The organism is Novosphingobium decolorationis, from assembly GCF_018417475.1.
Lineage (GTDB): Bacteria > Pseudomonadota > Alphaproteobacteria > Sphingomonadales > Sphingomonadaceae > Novosphingobium > Novosphingobium decolorationis.
The window spans coordinates 4112351-4137295 of the sequence record NZ_CP054856.1; the positions used below are offsets into that span (position 1 = coordinate 4112351).

Here is a 24945-nt window from a genome sequence, read left to right on the forward strand (position 1 = left end):
TGCAGGTGATCGTCTCCCCCGCCTTTGCCGGCAAACGCTACGCGGTCCTCGGGCTTGCCCGTTCGGGGATGACGGCGGTGCGCTCGCTGCTGGCGAGTGGGGCCCACGTGATGGCGTGGGACAGCCGCGACGAGCCGCGCCAGGCGCTGCTGCGGGACTGCGAGGCGGGCACCTGCGAGATCGCCGATCCCACGAGCGCGGACCTTTCCGGCTACGACGGGGTCGTTGTCTCGCCGGGCGTGCCGCTCAACAGCCATCCGATTGCCGCAGCCGCAGCGCGGGCGGGTGTGCCGGTCATCGGTGACATCGAACTCTTCGCGCTCGCCCGCGCCAGCCTGCCGGAGCATCGGGTGGTGGGCATCACCGGCACCAATGGCAAGTCGACGACAACGGCGCTCGTGCGCCACCTCCTGGAAAAGGCCGGAGTACCGGCGCGCATGGGCGGCAACATTGGCCTGCCGATCCTGGGAACGGTGCCGCTCGAGCCCAACGCGAACGGTTCGGGCGTCTATGTGCTGGAGCTTTCCAGCTACCAGATCGACCTCACCCACAGCCTCGATTGCGACGTGGCGGCGCTTCTCAACGTAACGCCCGATCACCTCGATCGCTACGATGGCTTTGCCGCCTACGCCGCCTCCAAGGCGCGTCTTTTCGCAATGCAGACGCCCGGCCACGCGGCGGTCTTCGGCAAGGGCGATGCGCAGACGCTGGGCGTGGCCCGGCGCGAGGAAGCCCGGCGCGAAGGCAAAGGCGTTGCCCGTGTCGACGGTGCCGACCTCGACGCGCTGCAGAAGGACTGGCCTTCGCTCCAGGGGCCGCACAACCTCCAGAATGCCGCGGTCGCTATCGCCATTGTCGAGGCGCTGGGGATCGCGCGCGCCGATTGGGAACCGGGTCTTCGCGACTTTCGCGGGCTGCCGCACCGCATGGAATGCGTCGCGCGCGCCGATGGGGTCGATTACATCAACGACAGCAAGGCCACCAACCCGGCTTCGGCCGCGCCTGCCATTGCCGCTTTCCCGCCCGATCCTGCACCGCGCATCCACTGGATCGTGGGCGGTCTGCCCAAGGGCGAGGACCTCGACGAGTGCAAGCCCTGGTTCGGGCATATCAAGGCGGCCTACACCATCGGCGATGCGGGCCCGCTCTTTGCCGAGATCCTGGAGCCCTATACCCCCATCGTGCGCAGCGAGATGATGGCGCAGGCGATCCGCCAGGCCATGGATGCCGCCGTTCCCGGCGATGTCGTCCTGCTCTCGCCTGCGTGTGCCAGCTTCGACCAGTTCCGCGACTATGAAGCGCGCGGCGAGGCCTTCCGCCAGATCGTCGAGGCGCTGCTCGCGCCTGAGGATGGGGACGCGAAGGACGGGGAGGGGCGCGGCCAGGGAGGAGCAGCGGGCTGATGGCAAGTATTGCACCCGAGGGCCCGCAGGGCTTCACCATTCCCATGGCCGGAGCGCATCGCGGCGCGGTGAGCGGGCATTTCGCGCCCGCTACGGGCCCGCTGCCTGGCGGCAAGGGCCCTGGAGCCCGTACCCGGCGCCAGAGGCTGGCCGTTTGGTGGCAGGAGATCGACCGCTTTGCCTTGTACATCGTCCTGATCCTGATGGGGATCGGCGCGGTAGCGGTGGCGGCGGGATCGCCCGCCTCGGCGCGGCGTCTGTCGACCTCGGCCGAGCGGCTTCCCGATCTCTACTTCTTCTTCCTCCACATGCGCTGGCAGCTTGTGGGTATCGGCGCGCTGCTCTGGGCCTCCAGCCTCGACAAGGACGCGGCCCGGCGCTTTGGGATCCTGATCGCCGGCATCATGTTTGCTGCGCTCTTCCTCGTGCCGGTGGTCGGCTCGGAAGTGAACGGGGCGAAGCGCTGGCTGCGTCTGGGCTTCTCGCTCCAGCCCTCCGAGTTCCTCAAGGTGGGCTGGCCGATCCTGCTGGCCTGGATCCTGTCCTGGCGCGCGCGCGACCCGCACATCCCCGTCGTGGGCATCTGCGCCGCGCTGATGGTGGTTCTGGGCGGCCTGCTCATGCTCCAGCCCGACTTCGGCTCGACCATGCTGTTTTCGGGCAGCTTTGCGGTGATGGTGCTGCTGTCGGGCTTCGACTGGCGCCGCCTGGCGGCGCTGGGCGGCGTGGGCGTGGTCGGGCTCGTCATCATGTATTTCACCTATGACAACGGCCGCAACCGCATCGACAACTTCCTCTTCGGGGGCACGGCCTACGACCAGGTGGATCTTGCCGAGCGCACGCTGCTGAACGGCGGGTGGACGGGCCAGGGGTTCTGGATGGGCGTGCGCAAGATGTCGCTGCCCGAGGCCCATACCGACTATATCTTCTCGGTCATCGGCGAGGAGTTCGGCCTGCTGGCCTGCATGGTCATCGTCGCGCTCTACATCGCCTTCCTGGTGCGCGTGTTGATGCGCACGATCGATGAGGAAGATCTCTTCTCGGTGCTGGCCGCGGCGGGCATTGCCGCGCAGTTCGGCGGGCAGGCCTTCATCAACATCCTCGTCAACCTGCAGCTCTTTCCCTCCAAGGGCATGACGCTGCCGCTCATCAGCTATGGTGGTTCGTCTACCATTGCGCTGTGCCTGACGATGGGCCTTCTTCTCGCCATCACCCGGCGCAATCCCTTTATCCAGCGCGAGCGTTTTACCTTGCGCACCAATGGAGAGCTTTCATGAGCGGCCCCTCGCGGCACTACGTTCTTGCGGCCGGTGGTACCGGCGGCCACCTGATCCCGGCCTTTGCGCTGGCCGCCGAGCTTCACGCGCGCGGGCACCATGTCGCGCTGATCACCGACGAGCGCGGCGCGAAGATTCCCGGCAAGCCCGACTACCTGACGACGCACGTCCTCCCGCAGGGCCGCATCGCGGGCAAGAACCCGCTGAGCTGGCTCAAGGGCGCGCGCGGCGTGCTGAAGGGACGGAGCATGGCCAAGCGCTTGTTCGAGAGCTTCCAGCCCAGTGCCGTGATCGGCTTTGGCGGCTATCCCTCGCTCCCCACCATGCTGGCGGCCAGCGCGATGAAGATCCCGACCGTCCTGCACGAGCAGAACGCGGTGCTGGGGCGGGTGAACCGCTATTTCGCCAAGCGCGTCAATGCCATCGCCACCCCGTGCGAGGATGTCGACTTCCTCGATGCGCGCCATGAGAACAAGGTCACGCTGGTTGGCAATCCGGTCCGCGAGCAGGTGCTGTCCCTGCGCGAGGAGCCGTTCCCGGACTTCTCGGAAGACAGCCTGTTTCGCATTCTCGTGACCGGCGGCAGCCAGGGCGCGCGGATCCTGAGCCAGGTCATCCCCGAGGCGCTGGCGATGCTTCCGCCCACGCTGTGCTCGCGCCTTCAGGTGATCCAGCAGTGCCGCCCCGAAGACATCGACGGCGTGCGCCAGCGCTACGCGCATCACGGTATTCCGGCCGAGCTTGCGACCTATTTCGAGGACATGGCCGAGCGGCTTGCCGGCGCGCACCTGTTCATCGGGCGCTCGGGAGCCTCGACGATTGCCGAGCTGACCGCCGTGGGCCGTCCGGCGATCCTGATCCCGCTGCCTTACGCGATGGACGACCACCAGGTCGCCAACACGCGTGAGATCGTGGCGGCGGGCGGGGCGCGCGTCATCCGCCAGCCCGCGATCACGACCGAGGACCCGGACCTTCTGACGGGTGACAAGCGCAACGCGCTGCTGCGCGAGCAGGGCGCGATCTTCGACAAGATGGCCAAGGACATCTGCCTCCAGGTCCAGGCCATTGCCAAGAACCCGCAGACGCTCGCCAACGCGGCGCATGCCTCGTGGAACTGCGGCTATCCCAAGGCGGCCAAGGACCTTGCCGATCTTGTCGAAAGCTTCGGGGCCGCGCCGATCATGGACGTGCTGCGCGTCGTGCCCGAAGGCGGAGCCCCTGCGCGGGGCGGCGAGGCGCTCGCCCGCTCCGTTTCTGCGACCAACAAGGAATTTGCCCAGTGAAAGCCGTCGGCACCGATATCGGGACCATCCACTTCGTCGGCATTGGCGGCATCGGCATGTCGGGCATCGCCGAAGTCATGCACAACCTGGGCTACTCGGTGCAGGGCTCGGACATGGCCGAGAGCTACGTCGTCGAGCACCTGCGGTCGCGCGGGATCACGGTGAACATCGGCCAGCGGGCGGAGAACGTGAACGGGGCGGCGGTTGTCGTGACCTCGACCGCGGTCAAGCGCACCAACCCCGAAGTCGTCTACGCGCTGGAGAACCGCATTCCGGTCGTGCGCCGGGCCGAGATGCTGGCCGAGCTGATGCGCCTCAAATCGACCGTGGCGGTCGCGGGCACCCACGGCAAGACCACCACGACCTCGATGGTCGCCGCGCTCCTCGATGCAGGGGGGATCGATCCCACCGTCATCAACGGCGGCATCATCAACGCCTATGGGTCCAACGCGCGCCTGGGCGAGAGCGACTGGATGGTGGTGGAAGCCGACGAGAGCGACGGCTCGTTCCTGCGCCTTGACGGCACCATCGCGGTTGTCACCAACATCGATCCCGAGCACCTCGATCACTACGGTTCGTTCGACAAGGTGAAGGAAGCCTTTGTCGAGTTCATCGAGAACGTGCCGTTCTACGGCGCGGCGCTCCTGTGCATCGACCACCCCGAGGTCCAGGCGGTGATCCCCAAGGTGCGCGACCGCCGTGTCGTCACCTATGGTTTCAGTGCGCAGGCCGACATTCGCGGCGAGAACGTGACCCCGATCCCGGGCGGCAACCGCTTCGATGTGGCGCTGCGCCAGCGCGACGGCTCGTTCCAGCGCATCGAGGGTATCGAGCTTCCCATGCCCGGCCGCCACAACGTGCAGAACGCGCTCGCCGCAGTCGGCGTCTCGATCGAGATGGGCTGTCCGCACGAGGTCATCCGCACCGGTTTCTCCAAGTTCGGCGGGGTCAAGCGCCGCTTCACCAAGGTCGGCGAAATCGCCGTGGGTGAGGGCACGGTTTCGGTCATTGACGACTACGGCCACCATCCGGTCGAGATCCGCGCCGTGCTGGCGGCCGCGCGCGAGGGTGTGAAGGGCCGCGTCATCGCGGTTGCCCAGCCGCACCGCTACACGCGCCTGCGCGACCACATGGACGAGTTCGAAAGCTGCTTCAACGATGCCGATGTGGTCTACATCACGCCGGTCTATGCTGCGGGCGAAGAGCCGATCGAGGGCGTCGACAGCGCGCACCTGGTCAAGGGCCTGAAGTCGCGCGGGCACCGCTCGGCTCAGGAAATTGCAGGCGCCGATGCGCTTGCAGAGAGGTTGGCCGAGACGATCCTGCCGGGCGACATGATCGTGTGCCTGGGGGCAGGCGATATCACCAAGTGGGCCGCCGGGCTCGCCGCCGCGATCACGGAAAAGCGCAAGGCATGAGCGATCTCGCGGCCTCCCTTCCGCCCGTCCGGGGCAAGCTGACGGCGAACGCGCCGCTGGCCCCGCTCGTCTGGTTCAAGGCGGGTGGATGCGCGCAGTGGCTGTTCGAGCCCAAGGATACCGAGGACCTGCAGGCGTTCCTCAAGGACCTTGATCCTACGGTTCCGGTCATGGCCCTGGGACTGGGCTCCAACATGATCGTGCGCGACGGCGGCGTTGCCGGCGTGGTGATCCGGCTGGGCAAGCCCTTTGCCAAAGTGACTGCGGGCGAGGATCTCACGCTCGAATGCGGGGGCGGGGCGAGCGGTATCCTGGTTTCTTCCACCGCGCGCGATGCGGGGATTGCGGGAACCGAGTTTCTGCGTTCGATCCCGGGCACGGTGGGCGGCTTTGTGCGCATGAACGGCGGCGCCTATGGTGGCGAGGTCAAGGACATCCTGGTCGCGTGCGACGTGGTCCTGCGCGACGGATCGCTGCGCACGCTGGCCAACGCGGATCTGGGCTACACCTACCGCCATTCCGAACTCCCGGCAGGCGCGGTGGTTGTCGCCGCGCGCTTCCAGGGCCGTGCGGGCGATCCCGCCGAGATTCAGGCCGAGATGGACCGCATTTCGGCGAGCCGCGAAGCCTCGCAGCCGCTGCGCTCCAAGACCGGCGGCTCCACGTTCAAGAACCCGCAAGGGACCTCGGCGTGGAAGCTGGTCGACGAGGCCGGGTGCCGGGGGCTCCAGCTGGGCGGGGCGCAGGTTTCGGAAAAACACACCAACTTTCTTCTCAACACCGGCGATGCCACCGCCAGCGACATCGAGGCGCTGGGCGAGGAAGTGCGCCGCCGGGTCAAGGAAGCCTCGGGCGTCACGCTCGAGTGGGAAATTCAACGAGTAGGATCGCATAAGTGACACTCCCCAAGCTCCACGTCGCCGTCCTGATGGGTGGCTGGTCGAACGAACGTCCCGTCTCGCTGATGAGCGGCGAAGGCGTGGCCAAGGCGCTTGAGAGCAAGGGCCACAAGGTCACGCGCATCGACATGGACCGCGAGGTCGCGCAGCGCCTCGCCGAGGCGAAGCCCGATGTTGTCTTCAACGCGCTGCACGGCGCGCCGGGCGAGGACGGTACGGTGCAGGGCATGATGGACCTGATGGGCCTCACCTACACGCATTCAGGGCTCGCGACTTCGGTCATCGCGATCGACAAGGAACTGACCAAGCAGGCGCTCGTCCCGCATGGCGTGCCCATGCCCGGCGGCCGCGTGGTCGAGACCGAGACGCTGTTCACGAAGGACCCGCTGCCCCGTCCTTACGTGCTCAAGCCCGTCAACGAAGGCTCGTCGGTGGGCGTCGCCATCGTCACGGAGGAGGGCAATTACGGGAACCCGATCAGCCGAGAGGCCAAGGGCCCCTGGCAGGAATTCGCGACGCTCCTGGCCGAGCCCTACATTCGCGGCCGCGAGCTGACGACGGCGGTGATCGGTGAGCGCGCGCTGCTCGTCACCGAACTCAAGCCCAAGTCCGGTTTCTACGACTTCGATTCCAAGTACACCGACGGCATGACCGAGCATGTCTGCCCCGCCGACGTCCCCGCCGAGATCACCGAGGCGTGCAAGGCGCTGGCGTTGCGCGCGCACCAGCTCCTGGGGTGCAAGGGCACCAGCCGTTCGGACTTCCGCTGGGATGACACGCAAGGGGTGGAGGGGCTGTTCCTGCTGGAGACCAACACCCAGCCCGGCATGACCCCGCTCAGCCTCGTTCCCGAACAGGCCAAGGCCTGCGGGATCGAGTACCCCGACCTTGTCGAGGCGATCATTGCCGAGGCGCTGGCCGATGTGAAACCGCACAAGGCCACTTCGCCATGAGCCAGACGATCAAGCGCAAGGGCAAGACCGCCCGCAAGGCCGCAGCCGCGCAGGGCAACCGCGCCAAGGTGCGCAGCGCCAAGGCCACCGGCGGCAGCGCGCTCGACATGGCGATGGGCTGGCTGCCTTTCACCGAAGCGCAGCTCCAGCGCCTGTTCGTGCTCGCAATTCTGGCGGCCGTGGCCGCGCTGGCCTGGGTCGTGGCGTCCGCCGCCGGGGTGCCCGGGATGGCCGAAGCGCGCTTCGCGCAGATCTCCAAGCAGGCCGGTTTCGAGGTCAAGCACATCGAACTGCGCGGTGTGAAGAACATCAACGAGCTCAAGATCTACGAGCGCGCGCTGGCGCAGAAGTACCGCGCGATGCCGCTGGTTGATCTGGAGCAGTTGCGCAGTGAGCTGCTTGAACTGCCCTGGGTCGAGGACGCGCGCGTCTCGCGCCAGCTGCCCACCACGCTGGTCATCGACATCGTCGAGCGCTCACCGCGTGCGGTGCTGCGCAAGGCCGATACCTATGCGCTGATCGATGAGACCGGGCACGAACTCGAAGTGATCGACCGTTCGGCGGCCAAGGGCAAGCTCATCGTCTCGGGCGAGGGGGCAGGGCAGGAGATCATCCAGCTCTCGCACCTCCTGGAGGCCGCTCCCGCGCTCAAGCCCCGCGTGCGCGAGGCGCAGTGGGTCGGCAATCGGCGCTGGAACCTCGTGTTCGAGACAGGCCAGGTCCTGGCGCTTCCCGAAGGCGTCAAGGAATCGGCCGGGGCGCTTGTCACCTTCGCGCGTCTGGACGGCACCAACCGCCTGATCGGGGGCAGGGCCATCGCCATCGACATGCGCGCGCCTGATCGGGTCTACTTGCGCGTGCCAGAGGGCGAGGTTCAGGAGATTTCGACCCAGGGCGGCGCCGTGGCGCTCGCTTCGGGCGGGAACGGGCAGTGAGGCTCCGCGTGGCGCATGGGCGCGCGGCAACAGGGGAAGGGCACGCCTGATGGCGGCGACACGCATCAGCAAGGTTTTCGGGGCGGTCAACATCGGCTCGTTCCGCATTTCCGCAATCATTGCGGGTATCTCCGAGAGCGGTGAGCTTGTCGTGCTCGGTTCGGGCCATCGCGCCAGCCAGGGCATCAAGCGCGGCTTCGTGACCGACATGGCGGCCGCGACCTACGCGGTGCGCGACGCCATCGAGCGCGCCGAGCGCATGGCGGATGTCTCGGTCCAGAAGGTGTGGATCGGCTGTTCCGGGGCGGGGCTTGCCAGCCGTCTCCAGCCCTTCGATGCCGAGATCGGCGGACGCCGGATCGAGCAGGAGGACATCGACCAGCTTCTCGTCGCCGCGCGCGATGCGATCCAGCCCGATGGGCGCATGGTGCTTCACGCCCAGCCCGCGCAGTACCGGCTCGACGGAGCGCACGGCGTAGGCGATCCTTGCGGCCTCCACGCCGAGCGGCTTGGCGTCGATATCCATGTCATGCTGGCCGACGGGGCCCCGATCCGCAACCTGACCGAAGCGGTGCAGTCCGCCCACCTCGAGGTTGAGGCGGTGGTAGGCTCGCCGATTGCGGCCGGGCAGGCCTGTCTCTCGCCCGAGGAGAGGGATCTGGGCGTCGCGCTCGTCGAATTCGGCGCGGAAGTGACCAATGTCTCGCTCTATGCAGGCGGCATGCTGCGCGACATGATTTCGAATCCCATCGGTTCGGCCGATATCACCGACGCGATTGCCTCGGCGTTCGGCATCCGTCGCTATCAGGCCGAGCGGCTGAAGTGCGTGAACGGTTCGGCCATCGCCTCGCCGCATGACCATCGCGAAATGATCCCGGTGAACGCGCCGGGCGAAGAGGGGACCGGGCCCATCGCGCGCCACGCCGATGACAAGAACCGCATTCCGCGCGCCGAACTGATCGGTGTCATCACCGGGCAGCTTGGCATGCTGATGGAAGAAGTCAGCAAGGCTCTGAAGGTCATGCAGTTTTCCAGCCAGCGCGGCAAACAGGTGGTCTTCACCGGCGGCGGCGCGGAACTGGTGGGGCTGGCCGATTACGCGCAGGCGGCGCTCGGCCGTCCGGTCCGCATCGGACGCGTGCCGCACCTTCCCGGGCTTGCCGAAGCGCACCTCAAGCCCGGCTTCTCGACGCTGACGGGGCTGGTTCTCTACGCCGCCAACGACCCGGTCGACATTCGCAGTTTTGCCCGTCCTTCGAACAGAACCGTGAAATTGGGCTGGAACACAATGTTTTCCCGGATCTTTCAAGCGGTTCGAGAGTATTTCTGAACGCGGCTGCCGTGCGTTCGGTTCCCGGCCCGAATAGAGGCTGTGGACAGGACGTGCCAGAGGCGCGACAACGTGGCAGAAACCGCCGGTATCGGGCGTTTTTGCCTGTGGACAACACAAGGCCATCCTTTGCCTCGCCAAGTCGAAGCGTGCAATCAGGATGGTCGAGAAATATCTGACGCGCATGTGTCTGGCAGGAGTCACTAATGAGCATTAACATCGGACTGCCGACGATCGACGAACTTCGCCCGCGTATCGTCGTCATCGGCGTAGGCGGGGCGGGCGGCAACGCCATCGCCAACATGATTGAGGCGCAGGTCGAAGGGGTCGATTTCGTCGTCGCCAACACCGATGCGCAGGCTCTCAACAACTCGATCGCGGAAACCCGCATCCAGCTCGGCCACGAGATCACGCAAGGTCTCGGCGCCGGGGCGCGTCCCGAGGTCGGCCGTGCGGCCGCCGAGGAATCGATCGAAGAGATCGGACGCATCCTCGATGGCGTGCACATGGTCTTCATCGCGGCCGGCATGGGCGGCGGCACCGGCACCGGTGCGGCCCCGATCATCGCCCAGGCCGCACGTGAACGCGGCATTCTGACGGTCGGCGTCGTCTGCAAGCCGTTCCTGTTCGAAGGCACGCGCCGCATGCGCGCGGCCGAGGCGGGCATCGAGGAGCTGCAGAAGAACGTCGACACGCTCATCGTCATTCCCAACCAGAACCTGTTCCTCATCGCCAAGGCGGAGACCACCTTCAAGGAGGCGTTCCAGCTTGCGGACGAGGTTCTGCAGCAGGGCGTGCGCTCGATCACCGACCTGATGATCATGCCCGGCCTGATCAACCTCGACTTCGCCGACGTGCGCTCGGTCATGGGTGAGATGGGCAAGGCGATGATGGGCACCGGTGAGGGCGAGGGCCCCAACCGTGCGCTCGAGGCGGCCGAACACGCCATCGCCAACCCGCTGCTGGATGGTGTTTCGATGCAGGGCGCCAAGGGCGTCATCATCTCGATCATCGGCGGCGAGGACATGAAGCTTCTCGAAGTCGACGAAGCGGCGAACCATATCCGCGAACTCGTCGATGCGGATGCGAACATCATCTGGGGGTCGGCCTTCAATCCCGAGCTTGACGGCAAGATCCGGGTTTCGGTTGTCGCGACCGGCATCGAGCAGACGGCCGAGCAGGCCGATGCACCGGCGCGCCCGATGGCGATTGGCGGCGGGCGTGGTCCTGTCCGTCCGGCCGTGCAGGCGCCCGCGTCCAGCGCACCGGCGGCACCTGCTCCGGTTCCGGCGCCCGAGCCTGCCCCGCTCGATCTCTCCACCCCGGCTCCCGAAGCCGAGAGCGAGAAGACCCCGGAGGCGGCCAGTGGCTCCAAGCCTTATGTGCCCGAACCGTTCTCGCCGTCTGCGGAACTGGAGCTTGGCGCGACCGAAGAGCTTGAGGACGAAGGTCAGGACGACACCGACGAGAGCAACTACGCCAGCATTTCGGGCTCGCGCAGCTTTGCTCCGCGCAGTCCGCAGCAGATCCCGCCGACCCGCCAGGACGAGCTGTTCGGCGGTGAGAACAAGGCCGCGGCGCCCGTACCGAGCCCGGCGCCCGCGCCTGCCCCGCAGCGCCCTGTTGGCGGCGGTGGCAGCACCCTGTTCGAGCGCATGACCAGCCTTTCGCGGCCCAAGCCTGCGGCGCCTTCGCGCGAGGGCGGTGAGGGCGAGGACGATAGCGGATCGCTCAGCATCCCGCGTTTCCTCAACCGCCAGAACAACCAGTAAGGCCAAGCCATAAGGGCGCCCGAAGCAGGGGAACTGCTCCGGGCTGCCTCTAGCCAGGCTTCACAGTAGGAAGGGCCATGGATGCGCGCAGCAGCGCATCTGTGGCCCTTCGTCCATCCGGTGGGCGGTATACCGCTTGGCGGGATGGGGCGGGCCGTGGGGGCGCTGCGGCCAGAGCGCTTGGCCTTCGGGCTCTGTGAGGATATGGTGTATCCCAGATAACAGATGGTCCGAGGTCGCCGTGGCTGCGCGGACCCCATGATACGAGATGCAAGGTCCCAGATGATCCGGCCCAAGGCCCCGAGCGTACTTCGCGCTGCCCTGCGCGCGTCCATTCCCGCTTCCCGTCCGACGTTTCCTGCGCTTCGCTATGCGCTGGGTTGCGCCCTGCTGACCGGGGTGTCCGGCCTGGCCGTGCAACCCGCCATGGCCAGCGAAGTGGTCCAGGCGCTTCCCGATCCCAACACGGCGCGGCTCGGTGATGCGCTGACCCGTCTGGCGCGCGACCAGAACGATCTGGAGGCGTTGCTGGACGCGGGCAACGCGGCGCGCGAACTGGGTGATTTCGATGCGGCCAAGGGCTTCTTCGAGCGGGCGCAGGACGTGGCTCCGCGCGATGGCCGGATCGCGGAAGGCCTGGCTCGCACCACGCTTCGTGCAGGTGACCCGGTCGGCGCGATCACGTATTTCGAGGATGCGCGCAAGGCCGGGCGCCCCGTTGCAGCCCTGGCAAGCGATCAGGCCCTTGCCTACGACATGGTGGGAGATACGCTCGCCGCGCAGGCGCTCTATCGCCGCGTTCTCTCGGGAGGCGCGCTTACGTCGGATGAGGAAAACCTGGTGCGCAGGCGGCTTGCGGTCAGCCAGGCGATCGGCGGTGATCTCGAGGGTTCCGAAGGCACGCTGATGCCGCTCCTGCGGGCGCAGGATAAGCCCGGTTGGCGCACGCGCGCCTTCACGCTGGCGATTGCCGGCGACACCAAGGAGGCGGTGCAACTGGCCGAGCGCATCCTGCCTGCGCCGCTTGCCGAGGATGTCGCGCCCTATCTTCGTTACATGCCGCGCCTGACCGCCGCCCAGCAGGCGGCCGCCGCCAATCTGGGGCGCTTCCCCAGGGCATCGGAGATCGGTCGCGACAGCGCGCGGATCGCGGCCTACGAACCCGCTCAGCCCAGCGTGCCTGCCGCTACGACGAGCTCGGGCGCGCCTGTCGCCAGTACGGCGAAGTCTGCACGCTCGACCGAGGCGCAGGCAGCGAGCCGCCCTGCACGCCGTTCACGACGCTCGCTGCGTCTGGGCGAGCGTAATGTGGACGAGTCCGTGCCGCGGGAAAGCGCGCGTCGTCCCGTTCGTGAGCTGGAGCCGGAAGCCGAGGCTGAACGTGTGGCGCCGCCCGAGCCCAAGCCGGGCATTGAAGTGGTCCCGGGCGATGGAGGCCCTGTGCTGGGTGCCAATGGCGAACTTCCGCCGGTTTCGGCGTCGGCCTCGGCTGCCGCGCGTGACCGGATTGCGCGCGCCGCGCCGACCCCGACGCCGCTAGCGTCGGCGAGCGCCGTGGCGGCCTCGGGCTCTGCCGCTGCCACTGCCGCACTGCCCGCTGCGACACCCGCTGTCGCAACGACGGCACCTCCTGTCTCGGGCGGTGCGATTCCCACGCGCTCGACCGTGCCCGGATTCGATCTGGCTCGGGCAAGCCAGGCGCGGGTAAACCAGGCCGGAGTGCCGCTCGCACGTAGCGGCGAAGGGCCTTCAGAGGCAGCCGAAGAGGCTGTCGCGCAGATGTCGCTGAGCGAAGCTTTCGCGGACCTTGGCAAGCCGCGTTCGCCCGATACGCCTGTTGCGGGCGCGGTCGACATTCGCAAGGTGACGCCAGCGCGTCCGGCACCGCCGCCGCCACCCCCGCCGCCCAAGCCCAAGAAGCCGGCGCATCCAAGCCGGATCTGGGTGCAGATCGGCGTCGGGCGCGACACCGATGCAATTGCCTTCGACTGGCGGCGCTACACGCGTCGCAACCCCGCGCTTTTCAAGGGGCAGGAAGCGCATGTCACCGACATGGGGCGCACCCATCGCATCCTCGTCGGGCCCTTTGCCACGCGCAAGGCGGCGGACGGCTTCGTCGATGATTTCGCCGAGGCGGGCAACGGCCAGGCGCTGGTCTGGACCAGCCCGGCGGGCCAGGTCGTCGACGCGCTTGACGCCGGGGGCTAGATTTTCCAAGGGAGCACAGCGCGCTAGCGCCGCCCTTGGAACGGGGCGGGAACAGCTGTCCCGGGATCGGACACGCGGCGCGCTTATCCACATCCTGTAAACAGACTTGTCGGGTTTTGCCCCGGTGATGGAGGCCGCTCCATTGTGCTGACAGGGGCAGGCAAAGCATCCCTCTATCCGAACACGCGGATAGGGGGCTGCTTAGCCAATATGAGAATTGTGCGCGACACTATCGGACACGACGACGACGCCGCTCCCGTGGAGATGCTGGCGTCGCTCTTCGAGGCGCGCGACTGGCCTATCGCCCATGCCAGCGAGGACGAGATCTCGGCCGAGCTGAAGGGCGCCTGGACGACCTACCAGTTCCAGGCGATCTGGCGGCGTGAGGACCATGTCCTGCAGCTCCTGTGCCTGCCTGAGCTGCGCATTCCCGAGGAGAAGCGCGCCTACGTCTACGAGGCGCTGGCGCTGATCAACGAGCAGCTGTGGGTTGGCCACTTCGATCTGTGGTCGAACGGATCGGTCGTGCTCTACCGCCACGGGCTGATGCTGGGGCAGGACGGCCTCCTGGGGCCGGGCCAGGCGCAGATGGTGGTCGAGGCCGCGATTGAGGAATGTGACCGCTTCTACCCGGTCTTCCAGTTCATCCTGTGGGGCGACAAGACGCCGCAGGAGGCGCTTGTCGCTGCGCTTGTGGAGGCGCACGGCGAAGCCTGATCCGGTCCATTCCGGAGGAAACGGGAAGGGCAGGGGGCTCCTTCCCGCCCTGCCGGCGGGCCACCCGCGCGGGGCGCTGGCCTTGCCCCATCCGGTTCCCGTCCCTAAGTCGAAGCCCGATTTCGACTGACAGCAGACAACGGGAAACGCACCATGGCGAACTTTGAATCCATCCTCATCTACGGCTGCGGCAACATGGCCGGGGCCATGCTGGACGGGTGGCTCGCCGGTGGCATTCCGGCCTCCAACTTCACGGTCTACAACCGTACGCCCAAGCCCGTGCCCGAAGGTGTCGAGCAGGTGAACGAGGTCCCGACGGGGCGCGATTTCGACGCCGTGATGATCGGCGTGAAGCCGCAGGTTCTGCCCACTGTCCTTGACACGATGGAGCCGCTGGTCGGGCCAGGCACGACTGTCTTCTCGATCCTCGCTGGTAACGAACTGGCAAGCCTTGCCGCGCAGTTCCCGCGCGCCCACGCGGTTCTTCGCATCATGCCCAACCTTGCCTGCGCGCTTGGAAAGTCGCCGATCGCGCTGGGTTCGAGCGGTCTCGACGAGGATGAGAAGGCCAAGATCACCAAGCTCATGGAGCCGCTGGGCACGCCGGAATGGCTCGAGGACGAAGAGCAGTTCCACGCCGTCACCGCGCTTGCGGGCAGCGGTCCGGCCTATGTCTACCGTTTCATCGATGCGCTCGCCAAGGGCGCGGCCGAACTGGGCGTGGAGCCCGGCACGGCGCAGCGTCTCGCGACCGCGATGGTCGAGGGCGCCGCTTCGCTGGCGAGTGCATCCCCGCTGTCGGCGGGCGAGCTTGCGGACAAGGTGGCGAGCCCGGGCGGCACGACGCGCGCGGGCATGAACGTGCTCGACGAGGATGGCGCGGTGAACGCGCTGATGCTGGCCACGCTGACCGCTGCGCGCAACCGCAGCGCTGAAATGGCTGAGGAAGCGCGGGCCAAGGACTGAGCCCGGCACGGCGCTTCTGTGCCCACGACACATTTCGTTACACGAAAGCGGCGCCGGTTTTCCTTGAAAACGGCGCCGTGAAGGCAGATATTGGCAAGGTATCGGGAGGCGGCATCATGCGCGCTTCCCCCAAGGGAGTTTAACATGGCAAATTGGAACGACCCCCAGCCCCGTCAGGGCTTCGGTGCGTCTCCGATTGATGGACGCACCGCTGGCCGCGCCACCTACGATGCGGGCCTGCGCAAGTACATGCTGTCGATCTACAATTACATGGCCTCGGGCGTGCTGCTGACGGGCATCGTGGCGATGCTCTTCGCTTCGTCGGGTCTGGCCTACTCGGTTCTGACCACGCCGCTGCGCTGGGTGGTCATGCTTGCCCCCTTCGGCTTCGTCCTTGCGATGAACTTCGGCCTCAACAAGATGAAGACCTCGACGCTGCAGATCCTCTACTGGGGCTTTGCCGTGGTCATGGGTCTTTCGCTCTCGTCGGTCTTCCTCGTCTACACCGGGGAATCGATCGCAACGACCTTCTTCGCGACGGCTGCTGGATTCGCAGGTCTGAGCCTGTTCGGCTACACCACCAAGAAGGACCTTTCGGGCTTCGGTCGTTTCCTGATCATGGGCCTCGTCGGCATTCTCGTGGCGATGCTCATCAACCTGTTCGTGCAGTCGAGCGCGCTCCACATGGCGATCTCGATCCTGGGCGTGCTGATCTTCGCGGGCCTGACCGCCTACGACACGCAGAAGCTCAAGATGCAGTACCAGTACCTGCAGGGCACCGAGTTCCTGGGCAAGGCCGTGATCATGGGCGCTCTGACGCTCTACCTCGACTTCATCAACATGTTCCTCTTCCTCCTCAACTTCCTTGGTCAGCGCGACTGAGGACGCGGGAAGAGCCTCCTTTACCGCGCAAAAGCGGTAAAGCGTGGAAACAATGCGATGCCCGGTGCGAAACCTCGCGCCGGGCATTTTCTTTGTTGGACAGAGCGCGTAACATGGTTGGCAACGAGGTAACTTCTTTCTTGAGGGTGGGTACGAAGGTGAAGAGCACGCTTTCCGGGCTTCGGCGGATGCTGAGTGGCGCAAGCCTGATGGGGCTCGCAGCCCTGGCCGCCTGTGGCCCCAAGGAGCACGTCGTGACCGCGCCGCCGCCGCCGCCGGTCGTGGTCATTCCGCCCAAGCCCACGCCGCCCAACGGTGCGCAGCTGACCATGAACATTCCGCCGGTGAACGAGCAGGGCGAACGTCACACCGTGAACTACGGCATCTCCACGCCGCAGGCGGTGTGGAACCTGCGCTCGGCCTACAATGTGGCCGCGCTCAATTGCATCGAGCCCAAGTACGCGCCGATCCTTGAAGGCTACAAGCGCTTCCTCACGCTCTATGATGCCTCGCTCGACAAGGCGAGCGCGGCGATCGACCGCAGCTTCCGCCAGGGCCATACCCGCCGCGATGCGATCAAGGCGCGCGAAAGCTACCAGACGCAGGTCTACAACTATTTCTCGCTTCCCCCTGTCGATACCGGCTTCTGCGAGGCTGCGATGGGCGTGACGCAGGATCTGGAAACGGTCGATCCCAGCCAGTTCGAGACCTGGTCCTTCATCGGGCTGGCGAAGATGGAAAAGCCCTTCAAGGAATTCTTCGACGCCTTCGAGCAGTACCGTGCCGATCTGGCGGCCTGGGAATCGGCCTATGGTGGCGGCCTTGTCACCGTGCGTCCCAGCTTTGAACAGCAGACGGCCCGCGCTCAGGAAACTTACGAGCAGTAAGAGGGCGGTGACTAGCCGGGCTGAATAGCCCGGCGGGCGGCTGCACCCGGCCCCCTTTGTCAAAAAGGGGGCTTTTCAAGCGTCCCAAGCTTCGCTAAGGGGGCGCTCCTGCCACGGCAAAGCTCGGGGCAGGGCGATACTGGAACGGGGCCGTAGCTCAGATGGGAGAGCGCGTCGTTCGCAATGACGAGGTCAGGGGTTCGATCCCCCTCGGCTCCACCAGTAGCACACGCCAGATCACGATCCGGTACAAACCGGATTGCCGCCCGGTCGCCATGGCCGGGTTTTTTGTTTATGGGCATAGGGCGCACCGTGGCGCGCGACGTGCCCCTTTTTGGAACCGTTGGGACCCCTAGCCCATGCATTTTCTCGACCAGGCCAAGATCTACATCCGCTCGGGCGCCGGTGGCCCCGGAGCGGTCTCGTTCCGCCGCGAGAAGTACATCCAGTACGGCGGCCCCGACGGCGGCAACGGCGGCAAGGGCGGTGACGTCGTGTTCGAGGCCGTGGCCGGCCTCAACACCCTCATCGACTTTCGCTACACGCAGCACTTCAAGGCGAAGCGCGGCGGGCATGGCATGGGCAAGAACCGCAATGGCGCGGCGGCCGACGACCTGGTCATCAAGGTGCCCGTGGGCACGCAGGTGATCTCGGACGAGGACGGCGAAACCGTCCTGCTCGATCTCGTCGAGGCGGGCCAGCGCGAGGTCCTGATCGAAGGCGGCATGGGCGGTCGTGGCAACGCCAGCTACAAGACCAGCACCAACCGCGCCCCGCGCCAGCACCAGCCGGGCATCCCCTACGAGGAGATGTGGGTCTGGCTGCGCCTCAAGCTGCTTGCAGACGTGGGTCTCGTCGGCCTGCCCAACGCAGGCAAGTCGACCTTCATCAACAAGCTCTCGAACGCCAAGGCCAAGGTCGGGGCCTACGCCTTCACCACGCTGCGTCCGCAGCTGGGCGTGGTCTACCACAAGGGCCGCGAGTTCGTGCTGGCCGACATTCCGGGCCTGATCGCAGGCGCTTCGGATGGGGCGGGGATCGGCGACCGGTTCCTCGGGCACATCGAGCGTTGCCGCGTGCTGCTCCACCTCATCGACATCTCGGTCGACGATCCGGTCGAGGCGATGAAGGTCGTCGAGCAGGAACTGGAAGCCTACGCGGGCGAACTGTCGGACAAGCCACGCCTTGTCGCGCTCAACAAGGTCGATCTGGTCGATGACGAACTCGCCGCCGAATACGCGCGTGAACTGCTCAAGGCTGGTGCGCACGAGGTCTTCCCGATTTCGGGCGTGACCGGGCAGGGCCTTCCCGCGCTGCTCGATGCGGCGATCGAGCATCTGCCCGCCGCTACGGTGACCGAGCGTCCCGAAGGCGAGCAGGAAGAGGCGAACGAGACGCCCTGGTCGCCGATCTGATTCGGCGCTTCAGCCAGGCGGAGCGCGAGCCGGTGTCGGCCCCGGCTCTGCCACCATCATGGAATGACGCGAAGAGCGCGCAGGAGGCGAGTTGCCCCTTGCGCGCTCTTCGTTTGAGCGGGAGAGGGCCGCATTTGCGGCCTTTGGAGCCCGGCAGGTGATTCGCCATTCGCGCACAGGACCCGCGTCAGAACGGCCGGGGCGGATCTTGTGCAGGTGCGAAAAGAGGGATGTGAGAGGGAACATCCCAGATGTGCCCGCGTTGAAAATTGCTCACAGCACGAAAAGGGGACTTTCGTGCGGCTTCCACGTGCCGAAACGCCGGTACGCTGCGCCGGTTCGTTGGGTCCACCTTTGCACTCTTGCGCAATTCTTCTAGAAGCCGAGCTTATGCCTATTACCAAACTTTCCGACCTCGCCGATCCTGAACTCAATCCCTGTCTCGTCATCAAGGTGGGTTCGTCCCTTCTTGTCGACGACGACGGGGTCCGTACGGTCTGGCTCAACGGCCTCGTCGGTGAAATTTCCGAAGCGCGTCGGCGCGGGCAGAATGTCATTGTCGTGTCCTCCGGCTCGGTGGCTCTGGGCGCGCGTACGCTCGGTTTCGACAAGGGTGGGCGCGGCTCGCTTGCAGATGCGCAGGCTTCGGCCGCCGTCGGCCAGATCGCGCTCTCGGGCATGTGGGCCCAGCTCCTGGGCAACCACGGCCTGACCGCCGCGCAGATGCTGGTCACGCTGATGGATCTTGAAGATCGCCGCCGTTACCTCAACATCACCGCGACCATCGAACGCCTGCTCGATGCCGGTGTGGTCCCCGTCATCAACGAGAACGATTCGATCACCACGCAGGAGCTGCGCTTTGGCGACAACGACCGTCTGGCCGCGCGCGTTGCGCAGGCTGCGGGTGCCAGCTCGGTCCTGCTGATGTCGGACATCGACGGCCTCTATGATCGCCACCCCAAGGAGCCGGGCGCGACCCGTCTCGAAGTGGTCAAGGGCATCACGCCGGAGATCAAGGCGATGGCGTCCACCGAATCGAATTCGGGAATGGGCTCGGGCGGCATGGTCTCCAAGCTCCAGGCTGTCGAGATCGCCGCGATCGCGGGCGCCTGCGTCGTCATCGGTAACGGCTTCCACGAACGTCCGGTCGAGCGGGTCATGGGCTCGCGCGACGAGGCGGGCGTGGGCACGCTGTTCCTGCCGCGCCGCCGTCGCGGGGCGAGCAAGCCGGGCGCGCGCAAGGTGTGGCTGGGCGGACGCCTGCGCACCAAGGGCAAGATCATCATCGATGACGGCGCGATGAAGGCGCTGATCCACGAGGGCGCGAGCCTGCTTGCCAAGGGCGTGATTGATGTCGACGGGCGTTTCCGCCGGGGCGATCCGGTCTCCATCGTCAATTCGGAAGGGGTCGTTGTCGCCAATGGCCTGTCCGAGTACGACGCCAAGGAGATCCACGCGATTCGGCGCCTGCACTCCAATGAACAGCAGACGGTCCTGGGCTACGCGCCGCGTTCCTCCGTCGTTCATCGCGACCTCATGTCGATCAAGTATGTGCCGACCGTCGCCTGATTTTCAGGCACGGGACAAGGCCTGAAGGACCACACACCGCATGCACAGCGAGAGCCCCATCGTCGCGCTTACCGGCGCGACGGGTTTTGTTGGCCACAGTGTTCTCACAGAAGCGCTCGCCCAGGGCTATCGCGTGCGCGCGCTCACACGGCGCGAACAGGAGCCTCGCGAGGGTGTGACCTGGGTGCCGGGCGATCTCTCGGACACCGCCGCGCTCTCGGAATTGACGCGCGGGGCCGAGGCGACGATCCACGTGGCGGGCGTGACCAACGCGCCCGATGCGGCGGGGTTCGAGGCGGGCAACGTCGCAGGTACGCTCAACCTCATCGAGACGGTGGTGGCCAAGGGCATCCCGCGTTTCATTTTCGTCTCCTCGCTTTCGGCGCGCGAACCGGGCCTTTCGGCTTACGGCGCCTCGAAGGCGCGTGCGGAAAAGCTCCTCAAGGCGAGCCCGCTCGACTGGACGATCGTGCGCCCGCCGGCGATCTTCGGGCCGCGCGACAAGGAAATGATGGAGCTCTTCCGGGCAGCGCGTTGGGGCCTGGTCCCGGTTCCGGCGCAGGGGCGCGCCTCGATGATCCATGTCGAGGACCTCGCGCGCCTGCTGGTCGCGCTGATCCTGCCCGGCGATGCGGTCCACCGCATGACTTTCGAGCCCGACGACGGCAAGCCCGAGGGCTGGGAGCACACCGAGATGGCGCTGGCCATCGGCCAGGCCATGGGGCGCCGTCCCAAGGTGATTGGCCTGTCGCAAAAAGCGCTCGAACGGGTCGCCAGCCTCGACAACTTCGTGCGCGGCACCAAGGCCAAGATGACCAAGGACCGTGCGGCCTATTTCGCGCATCCCGACTGGGTCGTTTCGCCCGGTGCGCGGCCGCCCGAGGCACTGTGGCGGCCTCGGATCGAGACCCGCGAGGGGCTTCGTTCGACAGCCGAGTGGTACCGCGCCAACAAGTGGCTCTAGGGTTCGGGTCGCCCTTCCCGGAGGGTGCACTCAAAATTCTATGCGCGCAGTGTCATAAACAGGTACTGGCCCCCAAGGGCGACGGCGGCTAAGCGCAAGGCCATGCAGAGCCTCGTCAAACGCCTTAATCTCGATCCCTACATGCTCGCGCTCGTCAGCATGGTGGTGCTCGCCAGCTTCTTTCCCGCGCAGGGCATCTGGGCGCAGATTGCCGACAGGGCGACCGATGTCGCGATCGCGCTCCTGTTCTTCCTTCACGGCGCCAAGCTCTCGCGTGAGGCGGTGATTGCGGGGGCCAAGGCGTGGAAGCTGCATCTGGCCACCATGGCGATCACTTTCGTCCTCTTCCCGATCCTGGGCCTGGGCCTGCGGGCCATTCCGGGGCTGGATGCGAACCTGGGGACGGGCTTGCTGTTCCTCACGCTGCTGCCCTCGACAGTGCAGTCCTCGATTGCCTTTACCGCGATTGCGGGAGGCAACGTGGCGGCGGCCGTGTGCGGGGCTTCGTTCTCGAACCTTGCCGGCATCTTCGTGACGCCGCTCCTCACCGCGCTGTTCATTACCGGCCAGAGCCAGGGCATTTCGGCCGATCCTGTCATTGCCATCGCCTCGCAGCTGCTCTTGCCGTTCGTGGCGGGCCATCTGCTGCGGCCGGTAATCGGGGGCTTCGTGACCCGCCACAAGAAGATGGTGGGCTACGTCGACCGTGGTTCGATCCTGCTGGTCGTCTACACCGCCTTTGGTGCTGCCGTGCTTGATGGCCTGTGGCAGACGGTCACGCTGGGCGAACTTGCGCTCATCGTCGTCATTGCGCTCGCTCTCCTGGCGGTGGTGATGACGGCCACGAACCTGTTGGGCCGGGCGATGGGCTTTGCGCGCGAGGATCGCATCGTCATGCTGTTCTGCGGCTCCAAGAAAAGCCTGGCGAGCGGTGTGCCACTGGCAGGTGTGCTGTTCCCGGCGGCGCAGGTGGGCGTGGTGATTCTGCCCGTCATGTTCTTCCACCAGATCCAGCTGATGGTCTGCGCGGTGCTCGCGCGGCGCTATGCCGCCGAGTCGGCCGAGCTGGAAGCCAAGGGCGAGGCAGCCTCGGCCTGAGAGAGCGTAAAGGTCGGTCGATAACCTTCAGGAGTATCTGGACGAGGCGCGGCGCCCATGCCTAACGGCGCGCCATGAGTATCATCGCAACCGTCATGAATTCGACCACCGGCCTCGCCATCCAGAAGATGAAGTTCGAGCGCATGCCCAAGCCCTGGGTGACCTTCCACCTCGAGAACGGCGAGCAGGTCACCGCCGACCGCGTTCACGTCGGCAAGCCCGCGCCGGGCAAGTTCATTACCCCGGTCGAGGTCTGGGTCACGCCCAAGGGTTGAACAGCACGGCACTTAGCGAGGATTGATCCGAGGGCCATTGCCCTCGGGTTCCCCGAACAGTTCAGGTCATCTCTGCCGGGGCAATGCCGGGCGAGAGAGATGAGGGGGCGCATTGCAGGTGGGTCAAGGGGCGGCGGCCCCTTGGGAAGCCGCTTTCGAACTAGATTTGCGGCGCAGACGCGATAACCCCGCGGCACTCGCCAAAGCCGATGCTCCGGCGTCCTTCGGCCATGAAGCGGCCTTTCAGGACGACTTCGTCGCCATCCTCCAGGAACGTGCGCGTCTCCTCGCGCGGCAGTTGCAGCGGCTGCGCACCGCCGCGGGTGATCTCCAGGAGCGAGCCCTTGCTGCCGGGCTCGGGGCCGGAGAGCGTACCAGTCCCCAGCAGATCGCCGCTTTCGAGCGCGCAACCGTTCACGGTGTGGTGCGCGACCATCTGGCCCAGCGTCCAGTACATCGCGCACGCCTGGGTGTGGCTGAGCACCTGCGGCTCTTCGCCGCGTGCGCGCATCGCGGCGCTGGAGAGCGTGACTTCGAGATCGAGCGCAAGCGCGCCCTTGTCCTGATCCTTGGCATCCTGAAGATAGGGCAGAACGCTGGGGTCTGCCTCGGCGCGAGGAGGTTGGGCGATCCGGAAGGGGGCCAGCGCTTCTGTGGTCACGATCCAGGGCGAGACGGTGGTGTGGAAGCTCTTGGAGAGGAACGGGCCGAGGGGCTGGTACTCCCAGGCCTGGATATCGCGCGCGGACCAGTCGTTGAGCAATGTCAGGCCGCCCATGTGCTCCCAGGCCTGGCCGAGGGGGATGGGCTGGCCTTGCGTGTTGCCCGGACCGATCCAGAGGCCCAGTTCCAGTTCGAAGTCGAGACGCTGGGTCGGGCCAAGGCGGGGGAGATCCCCGTCGGCCCCTCGCGTCTGGCCATTGGGGCGGATCACGGGGGAGCCGCTGGGCCGGATCGTCGAGGCGCGGCCGTGATAGCCGATGGGAATGTGCTTGTAGTTGGGCAGCAGGGGCTGCTCGGGCCGGAACAGCGCGCCGACTTCGGCCGCGTGATGAATGCCGACGTAGAAGTCCGAATAGTCGCCGACGCGGGCCGGAAGGTGCATCCTGGCGCGGTGTGCAGGGACAAGGAGGGGCGTCACGTCAGGCTGTTTCGGGGAGCCCTTGGCCAGCAGCGCGCTGACCGCACGGCGCAGCGCCCGGCGCGGGCCTGTCCCCAGCGCCAGGAGGGGATTGAGCGTCGGACCCGAGGCGGCCTTGGCGGCGGCCAGCGCCTCGCCTTCCAGGAGGCCGCTGTGCGCAAGCGCGGCCAGGTCGAGGATCATCGCGCCAATGGCAATGCCCCCGCGCGGCACCTGCCCGTCCACTGAAAAGACCCCGAGGGGAAGGTTCTGGATCGGGAAATCGGGGTGCATGTCGGCACCTTCCACCCACGAACCAAGGTCGGGGGCGTGGGTCTCGTCGATGGTGGCTATGGGGGTGGGCATGGGGTCCTCTCGCCTCGTCTTTTGCCAGGTAGCCTAACGCGGGAGGGGGAAATGCAAAACCGTGATCGCGCGCGGGCTCAGGACGGCTCGGCCTCGTGTGAGGCGGGCGGGGCCAGTTCGATGGGGTCGGAGAGGCGGATCCCATCGAGGAGTTCGGCCGTGGCGTCGCGAACCTGCAGCATGAGCGCGCGCGTGCGGCATTCGGCTTCGGGCACGCAGTTCTTGCATGTCTCGTGGGCGTTGCGACTGGCACAGGGCACCAGCGCGACCGATCCTCGCACGAGCCGGACCAGGTCGCCGTAGCTGATCTCCTGCGGAGCAAGGGCCAGCCAGTACCCGCCATCCTTGCCGCGCTGCGAATCGATGAGCCCGGCACGCGACAACTCGGAGAGGATGACGGTCAGGAACTTGGCCGGGATGTTCTGCCTCTCGGCGATTTCGGTGAGCTGGATCGGGCCCTGTCCATGCCGGTCGGCCAGATGCTGCATGGCGCGGATAGCGTACCGGGTCTTCTGCGCAAGCATGGGGAACGCGACTCCGCGAAGCAGGAGGAAAGTGAGAGTCCTCCTTGGGGCGCAATGGCTTGCAGCGTCAAGTCGGGCAAGGCGAAGAGGGAGCAGGTGCCGCCCCGACGCGCGAAAACGCAGGTCGAAGCCGCAGGTTTCCCCCAATCCGCAAAAATAAAACCAGATCGCGCAAATGGCCACGACCGGAACTTTTGGCGGGCGCTCTCCGTTTAGGATGCAACAGACACAGACTTTTCGGAGACGGACCTATGACACTTCTTCTTATCCTGCTCGTCGGCGGTATCCTGGGCTGGCTGGCTTCGATCCTCATGCGCACCGACGCGCAGCAGGGGATCTTCCTGAACGTGGTCGTGGGCATCGTCGGCGCGCTCATCGCCGGCTTCATCATCACCCCGCTCATTGGCGGTGCGCCCATCACCAGCGGTTCGTTCGATCTCATGAGCCTCATCTCGTCGTTCCTCGGCGCGGTTGTCCTCCTGGCGATCGTCAACCTCTTCCGCCGCGGTTCGGTGCGTTAATCCGGACAGGGACGGGCCCTTCAACCAAGGGCCCTTCCGGCCAAAGGGGACGGCAGCCGCTTGCGGCTTCTGTCCCTTTTCGCCGTCCGGACTTCCTGCAGGCGCGCCTTCGCCGCGCCAGATGTTCAAAATGTTTAAAATGCCACATTTCCACGCTTGAATT

At 66.4% G+C, this 24945-nt stretch carries 22 protein-coding genes and 1 tRNA gene; 21 read left to right on the top strand and 2 right to left on the bottom strand.

Features of this window, described 5'->3' with window-relative positions; all coding sequences use genetic code 11:
* Window positions 1–5: 5 nt before the first annotated feature.
* From murD to HT578_RS19170, 20 genes are all read left to right on the top strand, one after another.
* Window positions 6–1403 carry a UDP-N-acetylmuramoyl-L-alanine--D-glutamate ligase gene (gene murD, locus HT578_RS19075; RefSeq protein WP_213501091.1) on the top strand — a complete coding sequence of 466 codons (1398 nt, stop codon included), beginning with the start codon at window positions 6–8 and terminating at the stop codon, window positions 1401–1403.
* A complete protein-coding gene (locus tag HT578_RS19080) occupies window positions 1403–2680 on the top strand; it encodes an FtsW/RodA/SpoVE family cell cycle protein (protein ID WP_239026359.1) in 1278 nt (425 codons plus the stop codon). Before murD ends, HT578_RS19080 begins: the two co-directional genes overlap by 1 nt.
* Window positions 2677–3963 carry an undecaprenyldiphospho-muramoylpentapeptide beta-N-acetylglucosaminyltransferase gene (gene murG, locus HT578_RS19085; protein WP_213501092.1) on the top strand — a complete coding sequence of 429 codons (1287 nt, stop codon included), beginning with the start codon at window positions 2677–2679 and terminating at the stop codon, window positions 3961–3963. Before HT578_RS19080 ends, murG begins: the two co-directional genes overlap by 4 nt.
* Window positions 3960–5381 (top strand): UDP-N-acetylmuramate--L-alanine ligase, encoded by a 1422-nt coding sequence (murC, locus tag HT578_RS19090; RefSeq protein ID WP_213501093.1) that lies wholly within the window; start codon window positions 3960–3962, stop codon window positions 5379–5381. The genes murG and murC overlap by 4 nt, the downstream gene beginning before the upstream one ends.
* A complete protein-coding gene (gene murB / locus HT578_RS19095; RefSeq protein WP_039388129.1) occupies window positions 5378–6280 on the top strand; it encodes a UDP-N-acetylmuramate dehydrogenase in 903 nt (300 codons plus the stop codon). Before murC ends, murB begins: the two co-directional genes overlap by 4 nt.
* Entirely contained in the window at window positions 6277–7233 is a 957-nt protein-coding gene (locus HT578_RS19100; RefSeq protein WP_213501094.1) for a D-alanine--D-alanine ligase, read from the top strand. Before murB ends, HT578_RS19100 begins: the two co-directional genes overlap by 4 nt.
* The gene (locus HT578_RS19105; RefSeq protein WP_213501095.1) at window positions 7230–8168 is read left to right on the top strand and encodes a cell division protein FtsQ/DivIB; all 939 of its coding nucleotides are present in this window, start codon (window positions 7230–7232) and stop codon (window positions 8166–8168) included. Before HT578_RS19100 ends, HT578_RS19105 begins: the two co-directional genes overlap by 4 nt.
* A 49-nt stretch (window positions 8169–8217) precedes the next feature.
* On the top strand, window positions 8218–9498 hold the full coding sequence (ftsA, locus tag HT578_RS19110) for a cell division protein FtsA (RefSeq protein WP_213501096.1): 1281 nt from the start codon (window positions 8218–8220) through the stop codon (window positions 9496–9498).
* A gap of 206 nt (window positions 9499–9704) precedes the next feature.
* Entirely contained in the window at window positions 9705–11270 is a 1566-nt protein-coding gene (gene ftsZ, locus HT578_RS19115) for a cell division protein FtsZ (RefSeq protein WP_213501097.1), read from the top strand.
* Between the two features lie 282 nt (window positions 11271–11552).
* Complete coding sequence (locus tag HT578_RS19120) at window positions 11553–13478, top strand: tetratricopeptide repeat protein (protein WP_239026360.1); 1926 nt, start codon at window positions 11553–11555, stop codon at window positions 13476–13478.
* A 210-nt stretch (window positions 13479–13688) separates the two neighbouring features.
* The gene (locus HT578_RS19125; protein WP_039388121.1) at window positions 13689–14195 is read left to right on the top strand and encodes a type III secretion system chaperone family protein; all 507 of its coding nucleotides are present in this window, start codon (window positions 13689–13691) and stop codon (window positions 14193–14195) included.
* A gap of 153 nt (window positions 14196–14348) precedes the next feature.
* Window positions 14349–15161, top strand: a complete 813-nt coding sequence (proC, locus tag HT578_RS19130) for a pyrroline-5-carboxylate reductase (protein ID WP_213501098.1) — start codon at window positions 14349–14351, stop codon at window positions 15159–15161.
* 144 nt (window positions 15162–15305) lie between these two features.
* Window positions 15306–16043 (top strand): Bax inhibitor-1/YccA family protein, encoded by a 738-nt coding sequence (locus HT578_RS19135; RefSeq protein ID WP_039388118.1) that lies wholly within the window; start codon window positions 15306–15308, stop codon window positions 16041–16043.
* 188 nt (window positions 16044–16231) lie between these two features.
* Window positions 16232–16930, top strand: a complete 699-nt coding sequence (locus tag HT578_RS19140; RefSeq protein WP_039388116.1) for a hypothetical protein — start codon at window positions 16232–16234, stop codon at window positions 16928–16930.
* A 146-nt stretch (window positions 16931–17076) separates the two neighbouring features.
* Window positions 17077–17152 (top strand) — tRNA-Ala (locus HT578_RS19145).
* A gap of 137 nt (window positions 17153–17289) precedes the next feature.
* The gene (gene obgE, locus HT578_RS19150; RefSeq protein WP_213501099.1) at window positions 17290–18345 is read left to right on the top strand and encodes a GTPase ObgE; all 1056 of its coding nucleotides are present in this window, start codon (window positions 17290–17292) and stop codon (window positions 18343–18345) included.
* Between the two features lie 390 nt (window positions 18346–18735).
* Window positions 18736–19914 (top strand): glutamate 5-kinase, encoded by a 1179-nt coding sequence (proB, locus tag HT578_RS19155; protein WP_039388115.1) that lies wholly within the window; start codon window positions 18736–18738, stop codon window positions 19912–19914.
* 40 nt (window positions 19915–19954) lie between these two features.
* Window positions 19955–20878: an NAD-dependent epimerase/dehydratase family protein gene (locus HT578_RS19160; RefSeq protein ID WP_039388114.1), complete on the top strand. Its 924-nt coding sequence runs from the start codon at window positions 19955–19957 to the stop codon at window positions 20876–20878.
* 102 nt (window positions 20879–20980) lie between these two features.
* The gene (locus tag HT578_RS19165) at window positions 20981–21976 is read left to right on the top strand and encodes a bile acid:sodium symporter family protein (protein WP_213501100.1); all 996 of its coding nucleotides are present in this window, start codon (window positions 20981–20983) and stop codon (window positions 21974–21976) included.
* Between the two features lie 74 nt (window positions 21977–22050).
* Window positions 22051–22251 (top strand): hypothetical protein, encoded by a 201-nt coding sequence (locus tag HT578_RS19170; RefSeq protein ID WP_199904325.1) that lies wholly within the window; start codon window positions 22051–22053, stop codon window positions 22249–22251.
* Window positions 22252–22411: 160 nt separating this feature from the next.
* Here the strand turns inward: HT578_RS19170 and fahA are convergent, their stop codons facing one another.
* Together fahA and HT578_RS19180 are read right to left on the bottom strand one after the other, a co-directional pair.
* Complete coding sequence (gene fahA / locus HT578_RS19175) at window positions 22412–23737, bottom strand: fumarylacetoacetase (protein ID WP_213501101.1); 1326 nt, start codon at window positions 23735–23737, stop codon at window positions 22412–22414.
* Window positions 23738–23814: 77 nt separating this feature from the next.
* On the bottom strand, window positions 23815–24261 hold the full coding sequence (locus tag HT578_RS19180) for an RrF2 family transcriptional regulator (RefSeq protein ID WP_213501102.1): 447 nt from the start codon (window positions 24259–24261) through the stop codon (window positions 23815–23817).
* Window positions 24262–24512: 251 nt separating this feature from the next.
* Here HT578_RS19180 and HT578_RS19185 point away from each other — a divergent pair, with 251 nt between their 5' ends.
* Window positions 24513–24782, top strand: a complete 270-nt coding sequence (locus HT578_RS19185) for a GlsB/YeaQ/YmgE family stress response membrane protein (RefSeq protein ID WP_039388112.1) — start codon at window positions 24513–24515, stop codon at window positions 24780–24782.
* Window positions 24783–24945: the final 163 nt, after the last annotated feature.